Annotated in this window: 11 protein-coding genes; all 11 read right to left on the minus strand. The window is 30.6% G+C overall.

Going from position 1 to position 10,170, the window contains the following annotated elements; translation table 11 throughout:
• Position 1: 1 nt before the first annotated feature.
• Positions 2-796 carry an NADH-quinone oxidoreductase subunit C gene (locus tag CLCT_RS07000; RefSeq protein ID WP_371819853.1) on the minus strand — a complete coding sequence of 265 codons (795 nt, stop codon included), beginning with the start codon at positions 794-796 and terminating at the stop codon, positions 2-4.
• The gene (locus tag CLCT_RS07005) at positions 793-1,290 is read right to left on the minus strand and encodes a NuoB/complex I 20 kDa subunit family protein (protein ID WP_039619352.1); all 498 of its coding nucleotides are present in this window, start codon (positions 1,288-1,290) and stop codon (positions 793-795) included. Before CLCT_RS07005 ends, CLCT_RS07000 begins: the two co-directional genes overlap by 4 nt.
• A complete protein-coding gene (locus tag CLCT_RS07010) occupies positions 1,269-1,688 on the minus strand; it encodes an NAD(P)H-quinone oxidoreductase subunit 3 (protein WP_039668899.1) in 420 nt (139 codons plus the stop codon). The genes CLCT_RS07005 and CLCT_RS07010 overlap by 22 nt, the downstream gene beginning before the upstream one ends.
• 119 nt (positions 1,689-1,807) lie before the next feature.
• Positions 1,808-2,476, minus strand: coding sequence for an ATP-binding cassette domain-containing protein (locus CLCT_RS07015; protein WP_039669089.1), 669 nt, complete (start codon positions 2,474-2,476; stop codon positions 1,808-1,810).
• On the minus strand, positions 2,460-3,233 hold the full coding sequence (locus CLCT_RS07020) for an ATP-binding cassette domain-containing protein (protein ID WP_149062700.1): 774 nt from the start codon (positions 3,231-3,233) through the stop codon (positions 2,460-2,462). The genes CLCT_RS07015 and CLCT_RS07020 overlap by 17 nt, the downstream gene beginning before the upstream one ends.
• Positions 3,230-4,006 (minus strand): ABC transporter permease, encoded by a 777-nt coding sequence (locus CLCT_RS07025; protein ID WP_039668901.1) that lies wholly within the window; start codon positions 4,004-4,006, stop codon positions 3,230-3,232. The genes CLCT_RS07020 and CLCT_RS07025 overlap by 4 nt, the downstream gene beginning before the upstream one ends.
• Positions 3,999-4,937, minus strand: coding sequence for an ABC transporter permease (locus tag CLCT_RS07030; RefSeq protein ID WP_039669090.1), 939 nt, complete (start codon positions 4,935-4,937; stop codon positions 3,999-4,001). Before CLCT_RS07030 ends, CLCT_RS07025 begins: the two co-directional genes overlap by 8 nt.
• 11 nt (positions 4,938-4,948) lie before the next feature.
• Entirely contained in the window at positions 4,949-6,484 is a 1,536-nt protein-coding gene (locus CLCT_RS07035) for an ABC transporter substrate-binding protein (RefSeq protein ID WP_149062701.1), read from the minus strand.
• 43 nt (positions 6,485-6,527) lie between these two features.
• Positions 6,528-8,471, minus strand: a complete 1,944-nt coding sequence (locus CLCT_RS07040; RefSeq protein ID WP_149062702.1) for a BCCT family transporter — start codon at positions 8,469-8,471, stop codon at positions 6,528-6,530.
• Positions 8,472-8,529: 58 nt separating this feature from the next.
• Complete coding sequence (locus CLCT_RS07045) at positions 8,530-9,105, minus strand: DUF3226 domain-containing protein (protein ID WP_149062703.1); 576 nt, start codon at positions 9,103-9,105, stop codon at positions 8,530-8,532.
• Entirely contained in the window at positions 9,095-10,132 is a 1,038-nt protein-coding gene (locus tag CLCT_RS07050) for an AAA family ATPase (protein ID WP_149062704.1), read from the minus strand. The genes CLCT_RS07045 and CLCT_RS07050 overlap by 11 nt, the downstream gene beginning before the upstream one ends.
• Between the last annotated feature and the right edge of the window lie 38 nt (positions 10,133-10,170).

Below are 10,170 nucleotides of genomic sequence, written 5' to 3' on the forward strand. Positions count from 1 at the left end.
TTTATCTTCTCTTGTCTAAAATTTTTACTTGCGTTCTTTTGGCTTTTTTCACAAAAGGTACGCCACCTTCTTCTTGATATTCTTGTAGATATTTATCTTCTCTTGGAACTTCGCCTTTACCAACCTCATGATAAATTCTACTAAAGTTTAACGTGTCTTTTTCATCTACAAAACCTGGATCTCTATTTTCCTCGCCTACAACCTCGCGGTATTCTTTTCCAAAAATTTTATCTATCTCGTACCATTTAGCAAATTCATCACCATGCAAAGGATAGCTTTTTAAATAAGGGTGTCCATACCAATCATCAGGCATTAAAAGTCTTTTTAAATTCGGGTGATAGATAATGAAAATTCCAAACATATCATATATTTCTCTCTCACACCAATTAGCACCCTTAAAAACACTCATAACACTTTGAAGTCTTTCTTTTAAACCAACGAAAGTCTTTACTCTCACTCTTAAATTTTTCTCCATATTTAAAAGCTGATAATATACTTCAAAACCTTGCTTTTGAGCGACAAAATCAATCGCACTTGCATCAGTAAAACAGCTATAACCTAAATTCTTAAGCTTATCAAGAATAGCAACATTATCATCTTTGTTTATCTCAATCACCCAAAAATCAAGCTCTATAAAAGAATTTTTTAACTTAAATTCTTGGCTTAAAATTTGATGATCACCCTCAAAAGCACTACCCTCTGTGCTTAGTTTTTTAGTTGTAGGTGCATGGTAAAATCTATCTTCATAATAATTTTTTAGCTGAGCATTTTTCTTATCGCTATATTTTCTCATCATATAAGCCTTTTTGGAGCTATTTTTCTGCTTGCTTTTTCTTTACGAATTCTTTTTTGCAAAATCATCAAAGCAAATTGAAAAGTTTCAGGGCGTGGGGCGCAACCTGGTACATAAATATCTACCGGTATAATCCTATCCACCCCTTGAACAGTAGAATAGGTATTAAACATACCACCAGTATTTGCACAAGAACCCATAGAAATAACCCATTTAGGATCAGGCATTTGATCATAAAGTCTTCTTGTAAATTCAGCGTGTTTCTTGCTTAAAGTACCCGCTATAATCATTACTTCAGATTGTCTTGGACTTGCCCTAAAAATCGTTCCAAATCTATCAAAATCATATCTTGCACCACCTGCTGCCATCATTTCAATAGCACAACAGGCAAGCCCATAAGATAACGCCCATAAAGAATTACTTCTACCCCATTGCACTAATTTATCAACCGTAGTTAAAACAACTGGCGCATTGCTCATTTTTTGATACTCTGCCATGCGAATGCTCCTTTTTTATAAGCGTATAAAAAACCTATTGCAAGCAATAAAACAAAAATAAACACTTCTATTAAGGCAAATAAAGATAGGCCATAATTTGAAAGCTCTGCGGTTAAATCTTTAAAAATTACCGCCCAAGGAAATAAAAACACTACTTCAATATCAAGCAAAATAAAAATCAAAGCAAAAACAAAAAATTGAGAATTGATTTTATTTGCTTGCTTAGAAGCCATAGGCCCACACTCATAAATTCCTAGTCCAAGTTTTTTTCTATTATGAGAAGCGAGTTTGGAGCCTATTTTAGAAGAAATATACACCAAAGTAAAAAATATAACACTTGCAATAACAAGCATTGCAAAGATGCCAAAGTATTGATGCTCTATAGTTGCGTGCGTCATAATAAACCTTTTATTCAAGCATAATTAAAATTTATTTTACTTTAACTTAGCTATATAAAAACTTATTATCAAAAAAATAAATTTTATGATATTTCAAAATGAAACAATTTTTATCTTTATTATAAAAATACTTTTTTATGGCATATATCTTGCAAGATTTTTTCTTGATGAGAAATAAATATATAAGCAATATCGTGTGTTTTTTGAAAAGTGTGTAAATAGTTTAAAATTTTATAAGCAGTCACCACATCAAGCGCTGCTGTGATTTCATCTAAAATAAGCAATTTTGGCCTTAAAAGCAAAGCTCTAATCAAACCTAATCTTTGACTTTGACCACCACTTAGCTTAGAGGGTTTTAAATTTAAAATATCTTTTTGAAGTTCAAAAACATCAAAAAGCTTAAAAAGCTCTTCAAAATCAGGCTTAAGTTTAAAATTTTCATATACATCAAGCAAAAGTCTTTTAGTGTTTTTATAAGGATTTAAAGCTAGCTTTTGATCTTGGAAAACATATTGAATTTTTTGGCGTAATTTTCTTTGAGTATTAAAATCTAAATTTAATATATTTTTATTTTCAAACACAACCTCTCCAGTATTTGCACATTCAAGCATACAAAGAATTTTAGCTAGAGTGCTTTTGCCACTACCACTTTCCCCACAAAGCAATAAATTTTCATTTTGATTTAAAGAAAAACTCACATCTTTAAAAACATAATTTTCTTCTTCTTTTAAATACCAGTGTTTTTTAATTTTATAAGATTTACTTAAATTTTTAACTTCTAAAAACATTTTCATTCTCAAAATAATTTAACAACTCTTTAGCAAAAACACCTTTTGGATTACTTAAAAATTCTTTCACGGGCATTTGATAAAGCAAAGTTTTATCTTCTATGATGGCTACCTCATCGCAAAGTTCTTTGGCTAAATTTATATCATGGGTGATAAAAATGAGATTTTTAAATTGCACTTTTAACTCTTTTAAAATAGCGATGATTTTTTCTTCATTAGTTCTATCAAGTGAACTTATAATCTCATCACACAATAAATACTTAGCCCCACTTAATAAAGCTAGAGCTATTTGAACGCGTCTTGCCATACCACCACTTAGTTGATATATAAAAGAATGCCACAAAAGATCATGATTTTTAAGGCCTAAACACTCAAAATAATAAAAGGCCTTTTCTTTAATCTCTTTTGTACTTAAATTAGTATGAGTTTTTAAAACTATATTAAAATAACTCCCTATATCAACAAGAGGGTAAAAGCTCCCATAAACATCTTGAAAAAGTAAATTTACCTTAGCTCTTAAGGTATTTAGTTCTTTTTCTTTTAAATTTAAAATATCTTTTTGATCTATCTGAAATTTTTGTGCATTGAGTTTATAATGCTTATCAAAAAGCTTAATCATGCTTTTTAAAAGCAAGCTTTTTCCTGCTCCACTTTTGCCCATGATAGCCAAAGCTTTACCATCTTCTAAATTAAGATTTATATCTTTTAATAAGATTTTATCTTTAAAGTTAAGATTTAAATTTGCAATTTCTATCATGCTTTAATCTCTTCTTGTAAATCATTACCCAAAGCAAGCAAGGGTAAAATAAGCATAAGTATAAAAGCTACCGGAAAAACTATCATCCACCAAAATCCTAAAAACACAGCTTTGCTTGCTTCATTTAGCATATTTCCTAAACTTGGAGTCCAAAGCTCTACACCCAAGCCAAAAAAACTCAAAGTGGCTTCACTTGTAATAGCATGAGCAATATTTAAAACAAAAAGCACAAAAAGCAAATTCCAACAAGCGGGCAAAAGCTCACTAAATAAAGCTTTCATCTTACTAGAACCTAGAATGATAGCATTTTGATAAAACTCAAGTTTTTGAAATTTATTCAGTTGGGTATCAAGCACTTTTGCCACAAAAGCAAAATGTCCCAAAGCGATAATAAAAATCATACTCCACAAAGATCCTGCCAAAAAGCTTTGAAAAAACATAATCACAAGCAAAGAAGGTAACGCTAAAAGCATATCAAGCACCCTAGCAAAAAAAGCATAAGCAAAAAATCTTGTTAAAAACACATAAACACAAGCAAAAAGCACACTAAAAAATGCTGCCATTACCCCTACAAACAAAGAAACACGCAAGGCATATAAAATACGCGTAAAAACATCTCTACCAAGTAAATCTGTACCAAAAATATGACTTAAATTTGGGGCTATTTTAGCCTTACTTAAATCCACTAAATTAGGATCATAAGAACTTATTAAAGGTGCAAAAAGTGCTAAAATAAAACTTAGCAAAATCATCATCACGCAAAATTTACGCATTAGCAAACCTTGGATTAATCATCTTGCAAATTATCTCTACGATCAAATTTACAAGCACTACCACTAAAATACTAAAAATTACCACAGCTAGCACCACAGGATAGTCTTTAAACAATATGCTTTTAATCACCAAATTTCCCACGCCCTCATAAGAAAATACGCTTTCTACTATATAAGTTCCCATTAAAAAACTCACAAAAGAAGCACCAAAATACGCAAGTATAGAACCAAGGGCATCTTTTAACACAAAGTGCAAATAAATTCTTGTTTTACTAAGCCCTCTTGCAAAAGCACTTTCTATAAAACTTTGATTTAAACTATCAATCAAACTTGTCCTTATAAAACGCACAAAAACAGCCAAATGTGAAAGCACTAAAGCGCATACTGGTAAAAACAAATGCCACAAGCGATTAAACACATCATCTTCAAAGCCAATATCTGCAATAGCAGAACTTGGAAAAATCTTAAAAAATACAGCAAAAACCAAAATAAGCATTAGTGATAAAGAAAAAGCAGGCAATGCAAAAAAACTCATCGTTGAAAAAGTGATAAATTTATCTAAAAAACTATCTTTATAAAGAACACAAAAAAGTGCCAAAACCAAAGATAGCGCAAAAAGTACAAAAAAAGCCAAACTACCTAGTATGATGGTATAGGGAAGCTTTTCTTTCAAAATCTCACTAACTTTTTCTCCACTGATTAAAGAGTAGGAAAAGTCGCCTTTCATGGCATTAAAAAGCCAATTTTCATACTGCTCTAACAAGGGCTTATCTAAATTTAAATTACGCTCGATTTGCTCTTTTATTTTAAGGCTAGTTCCTTGAGGCACACTAGCAAAAACCACGCTCCCTTTAGCATGATATATCATCACAAAGCATAAGAAACTTGCAAAAATCATCAAAAAAAATGCCCATAAAAGGCGTTTAAAAATGAGTTTTAGCACTAATTTTTGCTCCACTCATAAGCATTCCAAGTAAAACCTACTCCATGATGACCTAAAATGTGAGGTTTTATACCTTGGATATTTTTAGCAAAAACTAAAGGATAATCAATATAAGCTATAAATAAAAACGCAGGATCTTTATATAAAGCATCAATAAATTCTTTATAGTGTTTTTTTCTTTCATTTATATCAAGTGAATTTCTAGCTTTTATCAGAGCTTCATCAACTTTAGTATTTTGATAATGGCCAAAATTCCATCCGCTCGAGTTTAAAGCACTATCTTGAGAGCTTGCAAAAACTCTAAAGGTATGAAAATCAGGATCATAAGGACTACCCCAACCTACTAAAAAGCTATCAATTTTCGTATAATCAAAGCTTCCACTTGGCTTAGCTACCGCTTTTGCTTTTATGCCAAGCTTTAAAAACTCACTTTGCAAGATATTTACCAAAGCCACTCTTAGTGGATCTTCACTCATAGCATACATTTCAAAGCTAAATTCTTTGCCATCTTTTTCTAAAATGCCATTTTTATTTTTTACAAAACCTGCTTTTGCCAAAAGATCATTTGCTTTTTTTACATCATAAGTATAACTTGCAAATTCTTTAGGATTTGCCCATGATTTTTCTAAAGGATGATTTGCTACCTTTCCAAAAGAATGTAAAAGTGAATTTATAATAGCTTGTTTATCGATAGCATAATTTAGCGCTAAACGCACATTTTGATCTTTTAAAAACTCATGATTAAGATTAAACATCAAAGCACGATAATCAGCCGAAGGCTCTATAAGCATTTTAAAGCTTTTATCATTTGCGAAATTTGAAGCTAGAGCAAAATCAACCAAAGCCACGTCAATAGAACCATTTTTAAGCTCAATGGCACTAATACTTGGATCTTTAATGTGTTTTAGTATGAGTTTTGGTGTTTTCACCTTAGCTAAATGATGGTTTTCATTTGCCTCTAAGATCATGTATTGACCTTTTTTCCATTGTTTTAGCTTATATGGTCCTGTTCCTATGGGCATTTGATTAAATTTAGTGGTGTTTAAATTTTCTTTTTCAAGCAAGTGTTTTGGTAAAATCCCTACACTCAAAGCATCTAAAAATGCAGGAAAAGGCTTTGAAAGTGCGATAGACAAATGATAATCATCGATGATTTTTACCTCTTTAACTGCGTCAAAATTTACTTTTGAAGGCGAATTTAATTTCTCATCTTTTAAAGCATTTATACTAAATTCCACATCTTTAGCACTAAATTTAGTCCCATCATGCCACAATACATCATCTCTTAAAGTAAATTCATAAACAAGCCCATCTTTACTAACTTTCCAAGAACTAGCAAGATCAGGTGCTAGATTCATATTTTCATCAAAGCGTGTAAGTCCTGAAAACACAAGAGCAATTGCCACATCATGATCTTCACTAAAAAGTGGATTTACACGCTCTGGTTCATTTTCCACTGCGATGATGATAGTATCTTTTGGTGTGGCGGCAAAAAGATTTAAAGCACAAAAAAGCATGATAAAAAATCTCAACATAAAAGGCCTTTCTTATAAGAATAAAGTGTAATTATAACGCTTTTTAATCATAAGCTTTGGTAAAAATTTCATTTTTATCATCAAATAAAAGTTGCAAATACCTCTCATACTGCTTTAGTATATCTACGATGATTTCTTGTTCGTTTAAATACTCTATATTATAACCATTACGCGAATCAGCAAAGAAAGTTTGTGGCTCAAAAATAAATTCTTTAGAGTAAGTTGGCATAAATTTATCATCGATTATGCTTTGGCTTGCTTGTTTTTTTACTACTTGTACCCCATAGATAAAGTCTTTTGCAAATTCTTTTTTTATAATCAAACTTATACTTGATTTTTCTTGAACAATTTGTGTTTTTAAGCCGTAATTTTTTAGACTTTGGCTGAGTGATTCCATAGCATTTTTGACTTTAGTATTTAAGAAATTTTGTATGTCTTGTTCTTTGCTTTGTTTTAAAATTCTAGCTAGTCTTTCTTGCCAAAATTCCCCTGAAAAATACACACTGCTTTGACTAAGTTTAGTTAAAGAGTAATTTACATCTACAATTAAACCTTTAAGCAGTGAAAAACACATCAAACAAAGTAAAAAGGCAAAAGGCAAAGCCACTATCATAGTGATACTTAAAATCGCTCCCAAACCACCTGAATACAGCAAAGAAGTAGCCAAAAGTGTAAGCACAAAACCCCAAAGGATATTTTGCCACTTATGTGGCTCATGAGCACCACCACTACTTAAAGAATTTAACACAAATATCCCACTATCTGCTGAAGTGATGAAAAACAAAGCCAAAACCAAAAGTGCAAGCAAAGAGCTAAAATAAGAAAAAGAAAAATTTTGTAAAAAATAAAAAAGCAAGCTTTCAGGTGCTGAAGTAAAAGGACTTAAAATATCATTGAAATTTAAAGCACTATTGCCAAAAATGCTAAACCAAAGTATATTAAAACTAGTAGGCACTACAAGCACACCAAAGATAAATTCCCTTATCGTTCTACCGCGAGAAATTTTAGCGATGAAAAAGCCCACAAAAGGCGACCAACTAAGCCACCAAGCCCAATAATAAATAGTCCAGTTATTAAACCACTCTATATGTTCTTTTTCATAATAATAAGTCTTAAAACTCAAAGAAATTAAATTTTGCAAATAATTGCCAATATTAGAGCTAAATTGTGAGAGAATTTGAATGGTGTTGGTTGAAAAAAGTACAAAAAGCATTAAACACACCGCAAAAACCAAATTTGTCTCACTTAAAATTTTTAAGCCCTTTGTCAAACCGCTAATCGATGAAAGCGTAGCTAAAGAAATGATGATGATTATAATCACGCTTTGTTCTAAAAAGCTTTGCTCGTTTAAAATGCCTAAATTTAAAAAGCCAGCATTAAGCTGAGAAGCACTATAACCAAGCGTAGTGCTAATACCAAAAACCGTGACAATCAAAGCTAGTATATCAACTAAATTTCCCCAAAAGCCATAAATTTTGTCTTTAAGCAAAGGGTAAAAAGCGCTACGCAAGCTAAGAGGCATTTTATATCTAAAACCAAAATACGCCATAGCCAAAGCACACACCCCATAAATAGCCCATGGGTGAATTCCCCAGTGAAAGATAGTATGTAGCATAGCTTCTTCATCGCTTGTTTGTAAGGCTTTTTTATGTATGAGAGGTTCAGCCACACCAAAATACATAAGCCCCACACCCATACCCGTAGCAAAAAGCATAGCAAGCCATGAGGTGAATTTAAAATGAGGTTTTTCATCATCATCGCCGAGCTTGATATCGCCAAATTTTGAAAGTGCGAGTGCTAGCATAAAACACACAAAAAAACTCACGCTTAGTATATAAAACCATGAAAAATTTGTAAAAATTCCACTTTTGATATGATTGATAAAATCATTTGTAAGTTTAGGTAAGAAAATACAACTAAGACTTAAGATAATTATAATACTAATGCTTGGGATAAAAACTGATTTTTTAAAACTTGTCTTTAGCATGGTACTCCTTTTTTTGGATGATTTTCATTATACCATAAGCTAAAAACGAGATGAAAACCTATTTACAATAACTATTATAATGCTTTATAAGAAAATCTTTCAAAGGTTTAAGCGCTATGTGATTAAAATCAAAAATTTCAGCATAAGAATTTTTTCTTGCTTTTTTAGCTTTTTCATCATTTGATGGAAAAAAACCTAATGCTTCGAAATAAGCAAATCTAGCTGATTTTTTATGGATATTTTTACTATATTGCGGATTAAGCTTTTCTATGCATTTTTTATAATTTTCAAAGCACTGACAAATTTGTGCTTCTTTGGCTATGGCAAACAAAAGGGTTTCTAGTTCCCCATTTTCAAAATTATTTGGAAAAAGAAAGATATTTTCATCTTGTAGTAAATCTTTACTTTCTTTTTTAATCCTTTCTAATGTTGAGTTAAAATTTTTATCTGTATCAAAAATAAGTAAAATTTTTTCATTATTATCTTTTGCTTCTTCCATTTTAGATATAGCATCTTCATCAAGATGATTTTTTCCACATGGTATTATATTTGCATTTGGAAGTTTTAAAAAATTTAAATATTGTTCTAAAAATTCTTTATCATGCTTTCCTTCTACAAAAATATTAATTTTCATTATTTTCTCCTCTAGGGTCTATCCTATCAAGAGTGAAATAAGCTTCGCCATTTTGAGAATACGAATAAGTCTTAATGCCTTTTTCTGTTAAAGCTACTTTAAATATTTTACTCTCATCATTTAAAATTTTTCTTGCTATGTCTAAAAATTCAAGACTATGAGTGGTAAAAAAGAATTGAAAATCTAATTTTTTTGATAATTTTAAAATACTTTTTAAAAGTTTTTGCGTGCTAGAAAAATGCAGACCATTTTCAATCTCATCTATACAAACGCAAAAACGCGTATGCCATTGATTTGCTGCTAGCATTAAAGCAAGTATGCAAGTGTATTTTTTAAACCCTTCACCTAAAAAATTAATATCAATCAATTTTTCTATGTTTTTAAGATTAACCAAAACACTATTTGCTTGTGTTTCTATATCAATAATTCTCTCATCAAAAAGTCTTAAATACTCCAAAAGCTCATCTCTTTTTTTTTCTTTTCTTACAATATCAATAAAATACTTCAAACCCCACTGCTCTATATCACTTGGAAGATATAGAGCTAAAAGCGGAAGTTGCTCATCACTTTTGGTAGAATCTTGTATATCGCCATTAAATTGAACACTAAAATGAGAGGTAAATTCTTTTTTTCCGTGTATTCTTGTGAAATTTAAACCATTGATATTTTGCTCTAGCATAGAACTTTGTTTAAATTTTTCTTGAGAAATGCTTTCACTTTCAGTTTTTGGCTGAATTTGAACTTGAATGTTTTTTTTGTCATAACTTGAGTGTATTTCAACTGGTGTTAAAAAATCAAAATTATAAAAAATACTAGAAAGATTAGTAGGTATTACCATAGTGCGACGAAAATTTTGAATTCTTATCAAAGAATTTGCCTCTTCTTGACTATAACACATAAAAATAGCTTCTAAGATACTCGTTTTACCACAACTATTTTTTCCGACAAAGACATTAAAGCGTTTAAAGTCTTTGATTTCTAAATCTTTCAAGCCTCTAAAATTTGTAATTTTTATAGTTTTAATCATTTAAATTCCTAATAAAATTTGATTTAATACTAGATTAT

Origin of the sequence: Campylobacter lari subsp. concheus (assembly GCF_008245025.1) — a bacterium.
In the GTDB taxonomy this organism is placed as follows: domain Bacteria; phylum Campylobacterota; class Campylobacteria; order Campylobacterales; family Campylobacteraceae; genus Campylobacter_D; species Campylobacter_D concheus.